This window comes from Serratia sp. UGAL515B_01 (assembly GCF_033095805.1).
GTDB lineage: Bacteria > Pseudomonadota > Gammaproteobacteria > Enterobacterales > Enterobacteriaceae > Chania.
Window position 1 is genome coordinate 530943 of the sequence record NZ_CP109901.1, and the last position, 18262, is coordinate 549204.

General features: G+C 48.1%; 16 protein-coding genes. 11 read left to right on the forward strand and 5 right to left on the reverse strand.

Features of this window, described 5'->3' with window-relative positions:
* Window positions 1–936: a homoserine kinase gene (thrB, locus tag OK023_RS02600; protein ID WP_317694637.1), complete on the forward strand. Its 936-nt coding sequence runs from the start codon at window positions 1–3 to the stop codon at window positions 934–936.
* Window positions 933–2222 (forward strand): threonine synthase, encoded by a 1290-nt coding sequence (gene thrC, locus OK023_RS02605; RefSeq protein ID WP_317694638.1) that lies wholly within the window; start codon window positions 933–935, stop codon window positions 2220–2222. Before thrB ends, thrC begins: the two co-directional genes overlap by 4 nt.
* A 40-nt stretch (window positions 2223–2262) precedes the next feature.
* Here thrC and yaaA read toward each other — a convergent pair whose 3' ends face one another.
* Together yaaA and OK023_RS02615 are read right to left on the reverse strand one after the other, a co-directional pair.
* Window positions 2263–3036 (reverse strand): peroxide stress protein YaaA, encoded by a 774-nt coding sequence (gene yaaA, locus OK023_RS02610; RefSeq protein ID WP_317694639.1) that lies wholly within the window; start codon window positions 3034–3036, stop codon window positions 2263–2265.
* 94 nt (window positions 3037–3130) lie between these two features.
* Complete coding sequence (locus OK023_RS02615) at window positions 3131–4564, reverse strand: sodium:alanine symporter family protein (protein WP_317694640.1); 1434 nt, start codon at window positions 4562–4564, stop codon at window positions 3131–3133.
* Window positions 4565–4945: 381 nt separating this feature from the next.
* Between OK023_RS02615 and tal the strand changes: the two genes are divergently transcribed.
* From tal to OK023_RS02630, 3 genes are all read left to right on the forward strand, one after another.
* Window positions 4946–5899, forward strand: a complete 954-nt coding sequence (gene tal / locus OK023_RS02620) for a transaldolase (RefSeq protein WP_317694641.1) — start codon at window positions 4946–4948, stop codon at window positions 5897–5899.
* A gap of 208 nt (window positions 5900–6107) precedes the next feature.
* The gene (gene mog, locus OK023_RS02625) at window positions 6108–6695 is read left to right on the forward strand and encodes a molybdopterin adenylyltransferase (RefSeq protein ID WP_317694642.1); all 588 of its coding nucleotides are present in this window, start codon (window positions 6108–6110) and stop codon (window positions 6693–6695) included.
* A 124-nt stretch (window positions 6696–6819) separates the two neighbouring features.
* Entirely contained in the window at window positions 6820–8106 is a 1287-nt protein-coding gene (locus tag OK023_RS02630; protein WP_317694643.1) for an MFS transporter, read from the forward strand.
* A 65-nt stretch (window positions 8107–8171) separates the two neighbouring features.
* Here the strand turns inward: OK023_RS02630 and satP are convergent, their stop codons facing one another.
* Window positions 8172–8771, reverse strand: a complete 600-nt coding sequence (gene satP, locus OK023_RS02635; RefSeq protein ID WP_317694644.1) for an acetate uptake transporter — start codon at window positions 8769–8771, stop codon at window positions 8172–8174.
* A 61-nt stretch (window positions 8772–8832) separates the two neighbouring features.
* Here satP and OK023_RS02640 point away from each other — a divergent pair, with 61 nt between their 5' ends.
* The 5 genes from OK023_RS02640 (at window position 8833) to nhaR (ending at window position 14820) form a co-directional block, all read left to right on the forward strand.
* Window positions 8833–9003, forward strand: a complete 171-nt coding sequence (locus tag OK023_RS02640; RefSeq protein WP_317694645.1) for a hypothetical protein — start codon at window positions 8833–8835, stop codon at window positions 9001–9003.
* Window positions 9004–9095: 92 nt separating this feature from the next.
* The gene (gene dnaK, locus OK023_RS02645) at window positions 9096–11003 is read left to right on the forward strand and encodes a molecular chaperone DnaK (RefSeq protein WP_317694646.1); all 1908 of its coding nucleotides are present in this window, start codon (window positions 9096–9098) and stop codon (window positions 11001–11003) included.
* A gap of 105 nt (window positions 11004–11108) precedes the next feature.
* Window positions 11109–12236 carry a molecular chaperone DnaJ gene (dnaJ, locus tag OK023_RS02650; RefSeq protein WP_317694647.1) on the forward strand — a complete coding sequence of 376 codons (1128 nt, stop codon included), beginning with the start codon at window positions 11109–11111 and terminating at the stop codon, window positions 12234–12236.
* A 294-nt stretch (window positions 12237–12530) separates the two neighbouring features.
* Window positions 12531–13697 (forward strand): Na+/H+ antiporter NhaA, encoded by a 1167-nt coding sequence (gene nhaA / locus OK023_RS02655; protein ID WP_317694648.1) that lies wholly within the window; start codon window positions 12531–12533, stop codon window positions 13695–13697.
* A 223-nt stretch (window positions 13698–13920) separates the two neighbouring features.
* On the forward strand, window positions 13921–14820 hold the full coding sequence (gene nhaR / locus OK023_RS02660) for a transcriptional activator NhaR (protein WP_317694649.1): 900 nt from the start codon (window positions 13921–13923) through the stop codon (window positions 14818–14820).
* A 215-nt stretch (window positions 14821–15035) separates the two neighbouring features.
* Here nhaR and OK023_RS02665 read toward each other — a convergent pair whose 3' ends face one another.
* Window positions 15036–16154 carry a fimbrial protein gene (locus tag OK023_RS02665; protein WP_317694650.1) on the reverse strand — a complete coding sequence of 373 codons (1119 nt, stop codon included), beginning with the start codon at window positions 16152–16154 and terminating at the stop codon, window positions 15036–15038.
* 458 nt (window positions 16155–16612) lie between these two features.
* Window positions 16613–16876 carry a 30S ribosomal protein S20 gene (rpsT, locus tag OK023_RS02670; protein WP_317694651.1) on the reverse strand — a complete coding sequence of 88 codons (264 nt, stop codon included), beginning with the start codon at window positions 16874–16876 and terminating at the stop codon, window positions 16613–16615.
* A gap of 426 nt (window positions 16877–17302) precedes the next feature.
* On the opposite strand from rpsT, the gene ribF reads away from it, so the two are divergent.
* Complete coding sequence (gene ribF / locus OK023_RS02675; protein WP_317694652.1) at window positions 17303–18241, forward strand: bifunctional riboflavin kinase/FAD synthetase; 939 nt, start codon at window positions 17303–17305, stop codon at window positions 18239–18241.
* Window positions 18242–18262: the final 21 nt, after the last annotated feature.

The window sequence follows — 18262 nt, forward strand, 5'->3', positions numbered from 1 at the left end:
ATGGTTAAGGTGTATGCACCGGCCTCAATTGGTAACGTAAGCGTTGGATTCGACGTACTGGGAGCTGCAGTTTCCCCCATCGGTGGCACACTACTTGGTGATTGCGTAAGTGTGGAAGCAGCCTCTCGGTTTAGCCTGGAGAATGGCGGGCGTTTTGTTGGTAAATTGCCGACCGATCCGAAAGAGAACATTGTTTACCAATGCTGGGAACGTTTTTGCCAGGAAATTGGCCGTGAAATCCCAGTAGCGATGCGCTTAGAGAAAAATATGCCGATCGGTTCTGGATTGGGCTCCAGCGCTTGTTCGGTGGTAGCAGGGTTGATGGCGATGAATGAGTTTTGCGACAATCCTCTCGATAAAATGCAACTGTTGACGCTGATGGGCGAACTTGAAGGGCGTATTTCTGGCAGCGTGCATTACGACAATGTTGCGCCTTGTTATCTCGGTGGCTTGCAATTGATGCTGGAAGAGGAAGGCTATCTCTGTCAGGAAGTTCCTTGTTTTAAAGAATGGCTCTGGGTAATGGCTTACCCGGGTATCAAGGTTTCTACGGCGGAAGCACGTGCTATTTTGCCAGCGCAGTATCGTCGGCAGGACTGTATCGCCCATGGTCGTAATCTGGCAGGTTTTATTCACGCTTGCCATACCCAACAACCGCGTCTGGCGGCCAAGATGATGCAGGATGTGATCGCTGAACCGTATCGCACCCGCCTGCTGCCTGGTTTTACCGAGGCGCGTAAAGCGGCACAGGATATTGGTGCGCTGGCTTGTGGCATTTCCGGTTCCGGCCCAACGCTGTTTGCCGTTTGCGATGACGGTGCTACGGCTCAGCGCATGGCTGATTGGCTGACTAATAACTATCTGCAAAACGATGAAGGTTTTGTTCATATTTGCCGTCTGGATACTGCCGGCGCTCGACTATTGGATAACGCATGAAACTGTACAACCTTAAAGATCATAACGAACAGGTCAATTTTGCTCAGGCGATCAAGCAGGGTTTGGGTAAACAGCAAGGGCTTTTCTTTCCGCTGGAATTGCCTGAATTTGAATTAACACAAATTGACCAACTGCTGGAAATGGATTTTGTCACCCGCAGCACCAAGATTTTATCCGCTTTTATTGGCGATGAGATTGCTGAAGAAGCGCTGTATAAACGTGTAAAAGCTGCTTTTGAGTTTCCTGCACCTGTGGTGCAGGTTGAGAATGATATTGCCTGTCTGGAGTTGTTCCATGGCCCAACGCTGGCGTTCAAAGACTTTGGTGGCCGTTTTATGGCGCAAATGTTGGCAGAAGTGGCGGGTGATGAACCTGTTACTATCCTAACTGCGACTTCCGGTGATACTGGTGCTGCCGTTGCTCATGCGTTTTACGGGTTGAAGAACGTGCGTGTGGTGATCCTGTATCCGAAAGGCAAGATCAGCGCGCTGCAGGAAAAACTGTTCTGTACTCTGGGGGGCAATATCCACACCATAGCGATCGACGGTGATTTTGATGCTTGCCAAGCGCTAGTTAAACAGGCGTTTGACGACCAGGAATTGAAAGAAGCTGTCCATCTGAATTCGGCAAACTCGATCAACATCAGTCGCTTGTTGGCGCAGATCTGTTACTACTTTGAAGCCGCTGCACAATTACCACAGGAAGCCCGTAACCAATTGGTGATTTCTGTGCCAAGTGGTAACTTTGGTGATTTGACCGCCGGGTTGTTGGCGAAATCCTTAGGCCTGCCGGTAAAGCGTTTTATCGCGGCCACCAATGCTAACGATACCGTGCCACGTTTCCTGAATAATGGGCAATGGCAACCGCATACCACGGTGGCGACCCTTTCCAACGCTATGGATGTCAGCCAGCCAAACAACTGGCCCCGAGTGGAAGAACTGTTCCGTCGCAAAGTGTGGCAGCTCAAAGATTTGGGGCGTGGTGCGGTGAGTGATGAAACGACAAAAGACACGATGAAAGAGCTGGCCGCCTTGGGGTATATCTCAGAACCTCATGCGGCGATTGCCTATCGCCTTTTGCGTGATCAACTGAAAGAAGGGGAGTTTGGCCTGTTCTTAGGCACCGCACACCCCGCCAAGTTCAAAGAGAGTGTGGAAGCCATTCTTGATCAGGCGTTGCCTTTGCCAAATGCTTTAGCTGAGCGCGCACAGTTACCTTTGTTGTCACATAATATGGCAGCCGATTTTGCTGGGTTGCGTCAATTTTTGATGACTTTGCCAGCGTAAGTTTCTACCGGCCCCTCTGCTGTTGAAAGGGGCCACTACTTTATTGTTCAGGGCGTTTGAATACCAATTCGTTACCGGCAGAAGATGCCTCGTCGAAGGCATATCCTTCCAGATTGAAATCAACCAGTTGTGCTCTTTTTTTCAGGCGGTTCTTGATGATAAAGCGGCTCATGAGTCCACGTGCTTTCTTGGCATAGAAACTGATGACTTTATATTTGCCGTTTTTCTCGTCAAGGAACACCGGTTTGATCAGTGACCCCTTCAACTTGGTCGTGACTACCGACTTAAAATATTCATCAGAAGCCAAATTAACGATCACGTCGTCCCCTTGTTGCTCCAGCGCTTCGTTGAGTTTTTGGGTGATTCGGTTGCCCCAGAAGCTATACAGGTCTTTACCTTTTTGGGTCTCCAACTTGAGGCCCATTTCTAGCCGGTAGGGCATCATCAGATCCAGCGGGCGCAAGACACCGTAAAGGCCAGACAACATTCGCAGATGTTGTTGTGCAAAATCGAAATCCTCTTCGCTGAAGTTTTGGGCCTGTAAACCGGTATACACATCGCCTTTGAATGCTAACAGGGCCTGGCGCGCATTTTCTAGGGTGAATGCAGGTTGCCACTCTGCAAAGCGTGCGGCATTGAGGCCGGCGAGCTTGTCGCTGATACCCATCAGGCTGGAGATTTGTGCAGGTGTTAGCAAACGGCAAATTTTGATCAATTCCGCTGACTCATTCAGTAACTCAGGGTGCGTAAAGCGTTTGGTCGCTAATGGGTTTTCATAATCCAAAGTCTTGGCAGGTGAAATAATAACGAGCATGAGCACATCCTGTTTTATCTAAGTGCGGGTACTGTAGCAAAAAGTGCATCACATCAGGAGTGACAGGGCGAACTTTGCGCACACTCTGATGGTGTTAGCGCTGTTTGAGAGGTTTCCAAATACCGGGTTCTAACTGAGACTCCAGTTCTGGATAACGACGAATATCAAACGTGGGAGATTTGCCAATCAATCGTTGGTGGTTGTAGTCTTCTGCCAGTTTGAGTGCGACGTCTGACAGTAAAAGGATCGCGGTCAGATTAGTGATAGCCATCAGGGCCATGGTGATGTCGGCCATTTTCCATACTAATGCTAATTCTGCGGTTGAACCGAACATGACCATTCCCAAGGTAATGCAGCGGAAAAGTAGCAACACGACGGGATGATTACGTTCAAGGAAGATCAGGTTGTTTTCTGCGTAGGCATAATTGGCAATGATTGAGGTAAAGGCAAAGAAGAAGATGGCAATCGCGACGAAAGGCGCGCCCCATGAGCCAACAGCCAGGGATAACGCTCGTTGAGTCAGTTCAATGCCACTGATATCGGTAGTGGGGTGATTCAGTGCACCAGAAGCCAGAATGATCATTGCCGTTGCAGTGCAAATCACGATGGTATCGACAAAAACGCCAAGCATTTGTACATACCCCTGTGAGGCAGGATGAGGTGGGTAAGGGGTTGCGGAAGCTGCCGCATTAGGCGCTGAGCCCATCCCCGCTTCGTTAGAGAACAGCCCACGCTGTACGCCCTGAGTCATCGCTTGGGAAATAGTGTAACTCAGGGTGCCAACGGCCGCTTCTTGAAGACCAAAAGCACTTTTGAAAATCAACGCCAGAATTGCTGGGATATGCTCAATGTTTTGGCCAATTATCCAGAGCGCCAGCAACAGATAGGCACCAGCCATAAGAGGAATGATTTTTTCTGCTACGCGAGCGATGGAACGAAGACCACCAAAGATCACGATACCACTCAGAGTAACCAGAGCAATCCCGACGTACATTGGGTTGAAATTAAAAGCAACAGCGCTGGCCTGAGCAATCGCATTGGCTTGTACCGCATTGAATACCATACCGAAAGAAACAATCAGGAAAATCGAAAACAGGATACCCATCCAGCGCATACCTAGCCCTTTTTCCATATAGAAAGCGGGGCCACCACGGTAGTTGCCGTTACCATCTTTGGTTTTATAAAGCTGGGCTAGAGTATTTTCAATGAAAGATGTCGCCATACCTATGAAGGCGATCAGCCACATCCAGAAGATAGCTCCAGGGCCACCGGCAGTGAGTGCTATCGCTACTCCTGTGAGATTACCGGTGCCGACACGTGCTGCCAGCGAAGTACATAATGCCTGGAAAGAAGAGATACCAGCACGGTCGCTTTTTGTGCTGTTTTTCAAAACTGAAAATATGTGGCGAAAGTGGCAGATCTGTATGAATCGTGTACGCAGAGTGAAATAGATCCCGGTACCCAGCAGCAAATAGATCAGTACCGAACCCCAAAGGATATCGTTGATAAAGTTGATCAGGTCCGTCACCGGTTTCTCCTAGTTCAATTCTGTAACGTATTGTGCTTATGTCATCATAGGGCAGAATACGTTAAAGCAATATTTACAATAGATTAGCTAAAATTATCGCAATCAAATGTTATTGAGATTTTTCTTGTTTTATAGCTTTTAATACTTAATTTGGCAAAAAATTAACATAATTTGTACTGCTGAGAGTGCATTAATACCGTCCTGTTTATTCGTTATTTACGAATTTTTCTGGCGTAAACGGTTGCACATACAAGGATAAAACCACCATTGTCTGGACATGATTTTCCCGCCTTGCACCTCGCTTCGTGCATGTTATTATCAGCCTAGGGCAGGATTGAACGATGCCAAAAGTTCATGCACAAACGATGAGATAATGCCAACATGACCGATAAATTAACTTCCCTACGCCAGTTCACTACAGTGGTTGCGGATACGGGGGATATTGCCGCAATGAAGTTGTATCAACCACAAGATGCCACAACTAACCCTTCTCTGATCCTTAATGCCGCTCAAATTCCTGAATACCGTAAGCTGATTGACGATGCCATCGCTTGGGCGCGTGAGCAAAGTAACGATCGTGATCGGCAAGTGGCCGATGCTGCCGATAAACTGGCAGTTAATATCGGTCTCGAAATCCTGAAATTGGTTCCGGGCCGTATTTCCACTGAAGTAGATGCACGGCTCTCTTATGACACGGAAGCGAGCGTTGCCAAAGCTAAGCGCCTGATCAAACTTTATAACCAAGCGGGCATCGGTAACGATCGTATCCTGATCAAGCTGGCTTCAACCTGGCAGGGTATTCGTGCCGCGGAACGCCTGGAAAAAGAAGGTATCAATTGTAACCTGACACTGCTGTTCTCCTTTGCACAAGCGCGGGCCTGTGCCGAAGCCGGTGTTTATCTGATCTCCCCCTTTGTTGGCCGTATCCTTGACTGGTATAAAGCCAATGGAGATAAGAAAGAGTTTGCGCCGCATGAAGATCCGGGCGTGGTGTCTGTATCTGAAATCTACCAGTACTACAAACAACATGGTTATGAAACCGTCGTGATGGGGGCAAGTTTCCGTAACGTTGGTGAAATTATTGAACTTGCAGGATGCGACCGTTTAACCATCGCTCCTGCATTGCTGAAAGAGTTGGCCGAAGCTCAGGGCACTCTAGAGCTCAAATTGTCCTATACCGGGGAAGTGAAAGCACGGCCAGCACCGCTGACTGAGCCTGAATTCTATTGGCAGCATAACCTGGACCCAATGGCGGTTGAAAAACTGACCGATGGTATCCGCAAGTTTGCTGTAGACCAAGGCAAGCTGGAAAAAATGATCGCCGACCTGCTGTAATAATGGCAATACGTGCGGATAGAGGTGGCCTAGGCCACCTTTTTTTATTGCTGATATCCACGCTGCTGAGCAGACACCGTATACTTTTGCCATTAATCCCTTTTCCATCGTTCCAACACGCTTCAAAAAATCTTGATTGGCACTATAGAAAGGGAAGACAGGCTAGGAAATGAACCTGCCTGAAGTCAATTAGCGACAGAGGTTAAGCATGGACACATTACGTATTGGTTTAGTTTCTATTTCTGACCGCGCTTCTGGGGGAGTTTATCAAGACAAAGGGATCCCAGCATTGGAAGCATGGTTAAGCCGGGCATTAGCGACATCGTTCAAACTGGAAACGAGGCTGATCCCTGATGAGCAGATGCTGATCGAGCATACCCTGTGCGAACTGGTGGATGAAATGGGATGCCATCTGGTATTAACGACTGGCGGGACAGGCCCGGCTCGACGCGATGTTACCCCCGATGCCACATTGGCGATCGCCGATCGTGTGATGCCTGGCTTTGGCGAACAAATGCGGCAAATCAGCCTACATTTTGTACCAACGGCAATTCTTTCACGTCAGGTCGGTGTGATCCGTAAACAGGCGCTGATTATCAACCTGCCAGGGCAACCCAAGTCGATCCAGGAGACGCTGGAAGGTGTGAAGGACCCACTGGGTAAGGTGGTGGTTCACGGTATTTTTGCAAGTGTTCCCTACTGTATACAGTTGTTGGATGGCCCCTACGTAGAAACCCACGAGACAGTGGTTAGCGCATTTCGTCCCAAGAATGCACGCCGTGAGATAACACTATGAGTTTGTGCAATCTGTAAAAATTGTTCAGCCGATCTGGTGTGAAAATAATTTGCCGTTATAGTAATGTTCTTTTTACAGGCAGCCATTGTGCTTTTTCTGTTTTTGTTTCCTCTAACGGTATTTTATGCATCTCGATAACAATCGTCGGCTTAACCGGCAAGACTATAAGACTCTGACGTTAGCTGCCTTGGGCGGTGCGTTGGAGTTTTATGACTTCATCATTTTTGTTTTCTTTGCGGCAGTCATGGGTGATTTGTTTTTTCCAGCAGACATACCAGAATGGCTTCGCCAGGTGCAGACTTTTGGTATTTTCGCAGCGGGTTATTTAGCAAGGCCGCTGGGGGGGATCATCATGGCGCATTTTGGCGATCTAGTGGGCCGAAAAAAGATGTTCACCCTGAGTATTTTGCTGATGGCATTACCCACGTTGGCAATGGGCATGCTGCCAACCTATGCGAGTATCGGCATTGCTGCCCCCTTATTGCTGCTGTTAATGCGTATACTGCAAGGTGCGGCTATCGGTGGTGAGGTTCCAGGAGCCTGGGTCTTTGTGGCTGAGCATGTGCCACGTAAGCGTATCGGTTTTGCCTGTGGCACGCTCACTGCGGGTCTAACTGCCGGTATTTTGATTGGTTCGCTGGTGGCTACCCTTATCAATACCACGCTCAGTCAACAAGCTATCCATGACGGTGGCTGGCGTATTCCATTCTTCTTGGGCGGTATCTTTGGCCTGTTTGCCATGTACCTGCGCCGCTGGTTGCAGGAAACCCCTGTTTTTATTGAGATGCAGACGCGTAAGGCGTTGGCGGAAGAGCTACCGCTCAAGTCTGTAGTAGTAAACCATAAGAAAGAAGTGGTTGTGTCGATGCTGCTGACTTGGCTGTTGTCCGCAGGCATTGTCGTTGTGATCCTGATGACACCAACCTACCTGCAAAAACAGTTTGGCATTGCCCCTGCATTGTCGCTGCAGGCTAACAGTGTTGCTATTGTGATGTTGATAATTGGGTGCATTGTATCGGGTTCGGCCGCGGATCGTTTTGGCGCCAGCAAAACCTTTATTGTCGGCGGTCTTCTGCTAGGTGCGTGTAGCTGGTTATTTTATCAGTCAGTAGGAACGCATCCAGAGATGTTGTTTGCTACTTACGCTTTAGTGGGGTTCAGCGTCGGTATCGTAGGTGCAGTGCCTTACGTAATGGTAAAGGCTTTCCCGGCTGAAGTGCGATTTAGTGGGATCTCGTTTTCATATAACGTTGCATATGCCATTTTTGGTGGTTCAACCCCGATACTTGTCACGTTGCTTATGAAGCTAACTCCGTTAGCCCCCGCTTATTATGTCCTGACATTGTCTGCGGTAGGTTTGTTGCTGGGGATCTATTTTCACCGTGATTTGAACAGTGATAAACACGATTGACCGAAAAAAGCCCTGCTGTTTTACCTAGCAGGGCTTTTTGGTCACGCAACGAAACCCCATCACTACTAGGCAGTGACTGCGGCTTGTGCTTTCGGTTGGACTTCAACAGCACCGATCGGCAACACGGTACGTCCTAACTGCTCATTGATGACTTCGGCCATGGCCAGATAAATAGCGCTGCCACCGCAGATGATCCCTTCATAACCGGCAAACGTCAGGATCGCGTGGTTACCAGTCATATTGCCCACGGCCAGCAGGGCGAATAACAGTGTCAAGCTAGCAAACACGAACTGTAGTACGCGGTTTGCACACAGCGTTCCAAAGAACATAAACAGAGTAAATACACCCCATAGTGCCAAATAGGCACCAAGGGACGCGGCGTTGCTTGGTTCCGCCAGGCCCATACGCGGCAGCAGTAGCAGGCCTACCAGGCTCAGCCAGAAGCAGCCGTAGGAGGTAAAAGCGGTCAAGCCGAAAGTATTGCCTTTCTTATATTCAAGAATGCCGGCAAAAATCTGTGCCATGCCACCGAAGAAAATCCCCATACTGATGATGACGGAAGTCAGTGGGAAAAAACCGGCATTGTGGAGGTTCAGCAAGACGGTGGTCATCCCGAAGCCCATCAGACCCAGTGGGCCAGGATTCGCCAACTTGTTGGTATGCATATTTCCTCTGTGATAACAGAATTTTAATGAAAATGGATAAGTGAGTTAATAAGTGGCTCGAATGGACGAAAAAACCATAATTGCCATTAAAGCGCGCGGCATCATAATGATCCCCACGGAAGGAAACAATGATCTGATAGCTGTTAAAAACGAATATTTTTTTATTCTGACCCTTGATGCTGTTGCGGATGGCCCCATCTTATTGTCAACCGCAGTTGCTAACCGTGGGTAAAACTGAACCCGTGGGCAGTTGAAAAGTAAAAAACAGCCCGCATATAGGTTAGCAACCTGACCAATTATGAATTTATTAGTGGAGATGTTTAGATGGGCAAAATTATTGGTATCGACCTGGGTACAACCAACTCTTGTGTAGCAATTATGGATGGTGCCAAGGCAAAAGTGTTGGAAAACGCTGAAGGCGATCGCACCACTCCTTCAATCATTGCATACACACAGGATGGTGAAATTTTGGTTGGTCAGCCTGCTAAGCGTCAGGCGGTTACCAACCCACAAAATACACTGTTTGCGATCAAACGCCTTATTGGCCGCCGTTTTCAGGACGAAGAAGCACAACGTGACAAGGCCATTATGCCTTATAAAATCGTTGAAGCTGACAATGGTGATGCTTGGCTGGAAGTGAAAGGCCAAAAAATGGCACCACCGCAGATTTCAGCTGAAGTGCTGAAAAAAATGAAGAAAACAGCAGAAGATTACCTGGGTGAGCCGGTAACTGAAGCGGTTATCACTGTACCAGCCTACTTCAACGATGCTCAGCGTCAGGCAACCAAAGACGCCGGTCGTATTGCTGGCCTGGAAGTTAAACGTATCATCAACGAACCTACTGCAGCAGCACTGGCTTATGGCTTGGACAAAGAAGTAGGCAACCGCACTATCGCAGTCTATGACTTAGGTGGTGGCACTTTCGATATCTCAATTATTGAGATCGACGATGTTGATGGTGAGAAAACCTTTGAAGTATTGGCAACCAACGGTGATACCCACCTAGGTGGCGAAGACTTCGACAGCCGCCTGATCAACTATCTGGTTGAAGAATTTAAGAAAGATCAGGGCATGGATCTGCGTAACGATCCGCTGGCAATGCAGCGTTTGAAAGAAGCAGCCGAAAAAGCGAAGATCGAACTTTCTTCTGCTCAACAGACCGATGTTAACCTGCCGTATATCACCGCAGACGGCAGCGGTCCAAAACACATGAATATCAAAGTGACCCGCGCTAAGCTCGAGTCACTGGTGGAAGATCTGGTTGCACGCTCCATCGAACCGTTGAAAGTAGCACTGAAGGACGCAGGTTTATCCGTTTCTGATATTCAGGATGTGATCCTGGTCGGTGGTCAGACTCGTATGCCAATGGTTCAGAAGAAAGTTGCTGATTTCTTTGGTAAAGAACCACGTAAAGACGTTAACCCAGACGAAGCCGTTGCGGTTGGTGCTGCAGTTCAGGGCGGTGTGTTGGCCGGTGATGTGAAAGACGTTCTCCTGCTGGACGTTACCCCGTTGTCACTGGGTATCGAAACCATGGGCAGTGTTATGACGCCGCTGATCACCAAAAACACCACGATCCCAACCAAACACAGCCAGGTGTTCTCTACTGCGGAAGATAATCAAGCTGCAGTGACCATCCATGTGCTGCAGGGGGAACGTAAACGTGCAGCGGACAACAAGTCATTGGGGCAGTTCAATCTTGACGGTATCCAACCTGCACCACGCGGTATGGCGCAGATCGAAGTGACTTTCGATATTGATGCTGACGGTATTTTGCATGTATCTGCCAAGGACAAGAATACGGGTCGTGAGCAGAAGATCACCATTAAGGCATCTTCAGGCTTGAACGAAGAAGAAATCCAGAAAATGGTGCGCGATGCAGAAGTAAATGCTGAAGCAGACCGTAAGTTCGAAGAGTTGGTGCAGACGCGTAACCAGGCGGATCATCTGGTACATAGTACTCGTAAGCAACTGGAAGAAGCAGGCGACAAATTGCCTGCTGAAGACAAAACAGCTATCGAAGCGGCACTGAAAGATCTGGAAACTGCGGTTAAGGGCGAAGATAAAGCCGAGATCGAAGCAAAAACCCAGGCTCTGGTGCAAGTTTCTGGCAAGCTGTTGGAAATGGCTCAGGCACAGACTCAAGGCACTGATGCGGGTGCAGATAACGCGGCTCAGAAAGATGACAACGTTGTTGATGCTGAGTTTGAAGAAGTCAAAGACAAAAAATAATCGCCCTTAAGCGGGCACGGTACGGCCAAAGGCTATAACCGGAAACCAGCACGGGCGTCGAGGCAACTCTACGCCCGTGTATGCATGTTAAGGGTAAGTATAATAATGGCGAAGAAAGACTATTACGAGATCCTCGGCGTAGCCAAGTCGGCAGATGAGCGCGAGATCAAAAAGGCTTATAAACGCCTGGCGATGAAGTTTCACCCAGACCGAAATCAGGAACAAGACGCCGAAGCCAAATTTAAAGAAATCAAGGAAGCCTACGAGGTTCTGAATGACGCTCAAAAGCGTGCAGCCTATGACCAGTACGGTCATGCCGCTTTTGAACAAGGCGGCATGGGCGGTGGTGGTTTTGGTGGCGGGAGTGCAGACTTCAGCGATATTTTTGGTGACGTATTCGGGGATATTTTCGGCGGAGGGCGCCGCCAACGCGCTAGCCGTGGTTCCGATTTGCGTTACAACCTGGATCTCACTCTGGAGGAAGCGGTACGAGGCGTTACCAAAGAGATCCGTATTCCGACGCTTGAAGAGTGTGGTAGCTGTCATGGGAGTGGTGCTAAGCCTGGCAGTTCCCCGATAACCTGCCCAACCTGCCATGGGCAAGGTCAGGTACAGATGCGTCAAGGGTTCTTCAGCGTCCAGCAGACTTGTCCACACTGTCATGGGCGTGGGCAGATCATCAAGGATCCGTGCAACACATGTCACGGTCACGGACGCATAAAAAAATCCAAAACATTGTCGGTGAAGATCCCGTCTGGTGTTGATACCGGTGATCGTATCCGCTTGGCTGGTGAGGGGGAAGCTGGTGAACACGGTGCACCTGCAGGGGATCTGTATGTTCAGGTTCAGGTGAAAGCACACCAGATCTTTGAGCGAGAGGGTAATAACCTCTATTGTGAAGTCCCGATTAACTTCGCGATGGCCGCGTTGGGTGGCGAGATTGAGGTTCCTACGCTGGATGGCCGCGTTAAACTGAAAGTGCCTGCTGAAACTCAGACCGGCAAGCTGTTCCGTATGCGCGGCAAAGGGGTGAAATCAGTGCGTGGTGGTAGCCAGGGCGATTTGCTTTGCCGTGTAGTGGTAGAAACTCCTGTGAATCTGAACGACAAACAGAAACAATTGCTGAAAGAGCTGGAAGAAAGCCTAGTAGGCCCTTCCGGTGATAAAAATAGCCCGCGTTCGAAAAGCTTTTTCGACGGTGTGAAAAAGTTTTTTGACGACCTGACTCGTTAATTGGCTGTTTTCGTTTGCAACACAATAAACCCCGGCTGTAAAGGCCGGGGTTTTTATTTTTTAGCATTGCTATAAGTACCTCATAAAAAATGTGGCGCAATGCCTAAATTACTCTGTTAAAACGAGTTGTTTAACGGTTATAAACTTGTTTTTTCGAGGTTAAACTTATCCTATACTCAATATATTGTATGGAAATTAAAGGCGACAACGCCGACTCAAGTTACTCCAAGCAGCAGGTCACTAACACCCCTGGGGCTTGAGTGACGACGGGTTCATTATCTGGAGTGACGTACTGTGACTAATATTATTCGTCAATTTCTACGGCAGGAGGCAGCCGGGGGCATTATCCTAATTGTTGCCGCTGTCGTAGCGTTGCTTATGGCTAATACTCCTTTGCAGGGAGTTTATCAGGCCTTCCTTAACTTGCCCGTGATGGTGAAAATTTCCTCGCTGGAGATTGCTAAGCCTTTGTTGCTGTGGATTAACGATGGACTGATGGCTATCTTTTTCCTGGTGGTTGGCCTGGAGGTCAAACGTGAACTGATGCAAGGTTCACTGGCTGGGCGCGATAAGGCTATATTTCCAGCGATTGCTGCTCTTGGTGGTATGCTGGTGCCTGCGTTGATCTATCTGTTATTCAACGGGGCTGATGAAGTAACACGTCAAGGCTGGGCGATCCCGGCTGCAACGGATATTGCTTTTGCATTAGGTGTGATGGCACTGTTGGGCAATCGCGTGCCGACCAGTCTAAAGGTATTTTTACTGGCGCTGGCGATTATTGATGACCTCGGGGTCATTATCGTGATTGCGCTGTTTTATACCTATCAGGTATCGATGGTGGCGTTGGGCGTCGCGGCCGCTGCAATAGCAGTATTAGCCGTAATGAATTGGCGTGGTGTGGGTAAAACCTCTCTATATATGATTGTCGGTTTGGTGCTTTGGGTGGCGATCCTTAAATCTGGTGTACATGCCACGCTAGCCGGGGTGATTGTTGGTTTTATGATACCGCTGAATGTTAATAATGGGCCATCACCTTCCGAAACGCTCGAGCATGAATTGCATCCTTGGGTTGCGTTTCTCATCCTGCCATTGTTTGCCTTTGCCAATGCGGGTGTTCCGTTGCAAGGTGTCTCTTTGAGTGGCTTGACTTCATTGCTGCCGCTAGGCATTGCGGCGGGGTTATTAATTGGCAAGCCATTGGGGATTTTCGCATTCAGCTGGTTGGCCGTGAAAATGGGTATTGCAAAGTTGCCAGAAGATATTAATTTTAAGCAAGTTTTTGCTGTTTCTGTGCTCTGTGGCATTGGTTTTACCATGTCGATTTTTATTGCCTCATTGGCATTTGCAGATGCTGATGCGGCTCTCGTTACCTATTCCAAATTAGGGATATTATTTGGGTCGACAAGCGCAGCACTGATTGGTTACGTTTTGCTGCGCCAAGCATTGCCGCGCAGCAAATAATCCCTTACTGGGTTTGCGGAGCAGTTAGGTGCGACAGCCGAATTGCTTCGCTTGCTGCTTGGTATAAATGTCGCTTTGCGGTTGTCTGAAATAAAAAGGGAACTAGCTGCTGATATGCGCTAAATAGTTCGAGTTGCAGGAAAGATCACGTAAATGCAGCTTGAAATATGACGGATATAACGGCAAACAGTTTACCAATGAGAAACTGCAGGAGAACACGTTCGTGAGAATGTCGCACATCAACTTTAACCATCTGTATTACTTCTGGCAGGTTTGCAAGGCGGGCTCGGTGGTTGGTGCCGCAGAAGCTTTATTTCTCACTCCGCAGACTATTACCGGCCAGATTAAAGCGCTGGAGGAACGTCTCGACGGTAAACTATTCAAGCGTCAGGGACGTGGATTGGTGCCTTCTGAATTAGGCCAGTTGGTTTTCCGTTATGCCGATAAAATGTTCATGCTCAGCCAGGAAATGCTGGATATCGTGAATTATCGCAAGGAGTCTAACCTGCTGTTTGATGTTGGGGTCGCGGATGCGTTGTCTAAACGTTTGGTCAGCCAGGTATTAGAAACCGCAGTGGTGGTAGATAACGAACAAATTCACCTGCGCTGTTTTGAATCAACTCATGAGATGCTGCTCGAGCAACTAAGCCAGCATAAACTAGATATGATCCTTTCGGATTGCCCGGTCGATTCAAGCCAGCAAGAAGGCTTATTTTCACTAAAGCTGGGCGAGTGCGGGGTCAGTTTCTTTTGCCGCCAACCTGCACCGGACCTACCATTCCCTGCTTGCCTGGAGCAGCGCAGGTTACTGATCCCGGGAAGGCGCTCCATGCTGGGGAGGAAACTGCTCAACTGGTTCAATACGCAGGGGATCCAGGTTGAAATACTGGGAGAGTTTGACGATGCGGCGTTGATGAAGGCCTTTGGCTTGTATCACAACGCAATCTTTGTTGCACCTACGCTCTATGCCCGAGATATTTATAACGATGATGATGTGGTTGAAATAGGGCGTATAGACAGTGTTCAGGAAGAGTATTACATCATTTTTGCCGAAAGAATGATCCAGCACCCGGCGGTACAGCGGGTATGCAATAAAGATTTCTCAGCGCTGTTTGCACTTTAGGCATAGAAATCGTCTAGACACTTCATACTTCAAGTTGCTTGGGTGTTGGCTGCGCCCTGTTGCCCCAGTCACATAGTGGGCTATGCTCCCGGGGGGCTCCAGTGCTTGCCGCCTACAAGCAACTCGAATTATTTTGTGTATAGTTGACCGGTAGGTTTTTGATTTAAATTTACTACGGGAGAGTGCCGGTAGATAAATTTAATAAAAAAATTTTATTACTGAATGGAAAGTACCAGAACGGCGTTGGCGGTAAAGTCACCAGTTGCGATCGTTTTGGCCGTAGGATTTTTTACCGGAGCGACATAGATACGATCGCTTCCTGTACCATTGACCAGCCTACTGTCAAAACTAGTCCAGGGTTTAACCGTTTTACCGCTGTGTTTCACCACGATGCCCAGATCGGGATTACTGGTCGCGATATAATTGCTGGAGAAGGTGCTGTTATCAGCGAGCATATTGATTTTTATCGGCAAGGTACGTGGGGTGTTGCAACGGTAAGTGAGTTGGATCTCCTGACCATAGCGGCTACCGTCCAGGGTAATATCTGTACTGCTTAGATCTCTAAAATCCACATCCCTTTTATCAGCCTGGATACTGCATTGTACAGGTACTGGAAGCGTTTGCCCTTTAAGAATGATGCGAAAAACTGGGAGTGGGTTTCGTGGAATTTCTGCCATCCCGTTGACAAACATTGAGAGAAAAAAATTAGAGGCAACTACCTGGTCTCGTGGCATTATTGCAGCGCCACCAATAACATCCTTACGGAGTCTTAAGGATAAGTATCCATTGAGTCCAATCCTCCACGTTTTAGGAGACCTGCTAGGACCTTTACCCGCCGCGTAGGTGCCCATAAAAAACCAAGAATCCAATATTCCGCCCGATAAAATAAAAATCTTTATGTCAAGAAAGTCACTCAATTTTAGATAACCGGGATTGATATCGGAAACAGGAAGAGGGGAGTCTACTAAAGCATAGTAGTAGACAGCACTTTTACCTGTCTCATTATCAAGGTTTACGGCATAGCCACTGGGACCAACTTGCGTTACGTAGGATGCCACCACGGTAGTTCCTGCTAGGTAGCTCGGGAAAGATATATTGCCCATCTCTACGATAAAATCATTTTCCCCAGGATTAGCCCAAATGGTATTTGGCACATTGGCATAGGCGGTTTGCTTCCCAAGCAAAACAAGAAAAAGTAGTAAAGTTAATTTTATTTTATAACCTGATATTATCGCTGCCTTAATCGTATTCTCTTGCTGGAAGATATTCACCTTACATAAAGTTTTGCATTCACGGTTAAGGACACTAAAGATCTTATATCTATAGCTAGTCAAGATGAACTCCTCATTCCATTGATTTACATCGAGTATGTTGCGTGAAGGATAGCGAAAGCTAGAGTTATGATCAATGAAGTCGATCGTTTTAAATGTTTCTGTATATTATAATAAAAGATAATCACTAAATGTTACTAAGTGGTAACTGATATCATTAGTAATGCATTTAATAAGTGGTAAATTTATTTTTTAAACCTTTTTGAAAAGTGAAATATATTATTAACAATGCCGTCACTGGTTTTATTCTGTGTAATAGGTGTGAAAAGTAGGGGGAGAGATAAGTCATTGGAAATGAGTGCCGAACAAGGTTGTTACATAGCAGGCATTGAATGCACAAATGTTGCCGAACTATGCCGCATTCAGCGTGCGAGTGGCATGGATTTTTCTGCGTTGTTCACGCACCAAGCGTAAAAAAACCGGCCTTGGCCGGTTTTTTTAACAAGCAGTCAACATAAGGCTTATTGCATTGCGTTGATACGTGCAGTCAGGTTTGACTTATGACGTGCTGCTTTGTTTTTGTGGATCAGGCCTTTTGCTGCCTGACGATCCACAAGTGGTTGCATTACCAGGAATGCACTTTCTGCTGCTGCTTTATCGCCAGCTGCGATAGCTGCGTCTACCTTCTTGATAAAGGTACGCACCATTGAGCGACGGCTAGCGTTATGCTTGCGGCGTTTCTCAGACTGTATGGCGCGTTTCTTAGCTGATTTGATATTAGCCAAGTTCCAACTCCCAAATATATCTATTGAGGACAATTCAAAGGCCGAGGAATATGCCCTTTTAGCCTTCGTTTGTCAACGGATTTGTGCAAATAAGCGCCGTTTGTACGGGCGGCACTTGCTATGTTGTGATGGCGCAGGATTTTACCAGCTTCGGCTATGGGAATACAGTGTTTCGCAATAAAAATCGCTACATGATGTGTATTGCATTCAGCGAGTCGTTCAGCTGCCAAGAAATTCTCCCACAGTCTTTGAGGTGCATCTTGTAAAAGGTCGAGTGAAATAGCACGGATTGATGCGGATAAAGGGTGGTTAAGGCGATTTACCTCCGGTATGGTATGACTATTACGTCAAACAAAACAATCGCGGGTTAACCTTAACCGTTGTACAAGGTATAATCCGCCGATTTCCATCGTTTTTGAGCCAGCTATGCAGCTAATTCGCGGCATCCATAACATTCGGGCACGCCACCATGGTTGTGTGCTCACTATCGGCAATTTTGACGGCGTACATCGTGGTCATAAAGCGCTGTTGGATCAGTTAAAACATGAAGGGCAACGCCTTGGTTTGCCGGTGATTGTCATGGTCTTTGAACCGCAGCCGTTGGAGCTGTTTGCCGCCGAGAAGGCACCAGCACGTCTTACGCGCCTGCGTGACAAGGCTAAATATCTGGCGAAAACCGGGGTTGACTATCTGCTATGTGTCAAATTTGACCCTCGTTTTGCCGCTAATACTGCACAGACGTTTGTCGCTGAGCTGTTGGTGGATAAACTGGGGGTGAAATTCTTGATGGTAGGGGATGACTTCCGTTTTGGTGCTGGCCGCATGGGCGATTACCCTTTGCTGCAGAAGGCCGGGATGGAATATGGTTTTGAGGTAGTCAGCACGCCGACTTTCCGTGAAGGCAACCAGCGCATCAGTAGCACCGCCATTCGCAATGCCCTGCGTGATGACGATCTACTCTTGTCGGAAACCCTACTTGGGCATCCTTATAGTATTTCAGGGCGAGTGGTGCATGGCGATGAGCTCGGACGAACCATCGGTTTCCCGACGGCCAACCTGCCGCTTAAACGCCTCGTTGCTCCTGTCAATGGGGTTTATGCGGTCGATGTTTATGGCCTTGGTCCTGAGCCTTTACCGGGTGTTGCCAATATTGGTACGCGTCCTACGGTAGCGGGTGTACGCCAGCAGCTTGAAGTGCATTTGCTGGATATCACAATAGATCTATACGGGCGCCATCTGGATGTGGTGCTCCGCGCAAAATTGCGCAATGAACAGCGTTTTGCTTCGCTCGATGCGCTGAAGCAGCAAATCGCCAATGATGTGGTGACTGCCCGAAAGTTCTTCGGGCTACAGACACCGGCTTAATCTTACGAACCGAAACGAGAT

Excerpts from the sequence above, each read along its gene's own strand:
- OK023_RS02630 (WP_317694643.1), top strand. The coding sequence starts at position 6,820 with ATGCATCTCGATAACAATCGTCGGCTTAACCGGCAAGACTATAAGACT.
- dnaK (WP_317694646.1), top strand. The coding sequence starts at position 9,096 with ATGGGCAAAATTATTGGTATCGACCTGGGTACAACCAACTCTTGTGTA.
- ribF (WP_317694652.1), top strand. The coding sequence starts at position 17,303 with ATGCAGCTAATTCGCGGCATCCATAACATTCGGGCACGCCACCATGGT.
- thrC (WP_317694638.1), top strand. The coding sequence starts at position 933 with ATGAAACTGTACAACCTTAAAGATCATAACGAACAGGTCAATTTTGCT.
- tal (WP_317694641.1), top strand. The coding sequence starts at position 4,946 with ATGACCGATAAATTAACTTCCCTACGCCAGTTCACTACAGTGGTTGCG.
- dnaJ (WP_317694647.1), top strand. The coding sequence starts at position 11,109 with ATGGCGAAGAAAGACTATTACGAGATCCTCGGCGTAGCCAAGTCGGCA.
- yaaA (WP_317694639.1), bottom strand. The coding sequence starts at position 3,036 with ATGCTCGTTATTATTTCACCTGCCAAGACTTTGGATTATGAAAACCCA.
- satP (WP_317694644.1), bottom strand. The coding sequence starts at position 8,771 with ATGCATACCAACAAGTTGGCGAATCCTGGCCCACTGGGTCTGATGGGC.
- mog (WP_317694642.1), top strand. The coding sequence starts at position 6,108 with ATGGACACATTACGTATTGGTTTAGTTTCTATTTCTGACCGCGCTTCT.
- OK023_RS02640 (WP_317694645.1), top strand. The coding sequence starts at position 8,833 with ATGGACGAAAAAACCATAATTGCCATTAAAGCGCGCGGCATCATAATG.
- thrB (WP_317694637.1), top strand. The coding sequence starts at position 1 with ATGGTTAAGGTGTATGCACCGGCCTCAATTGGTAACGTAAGCGTTGGA.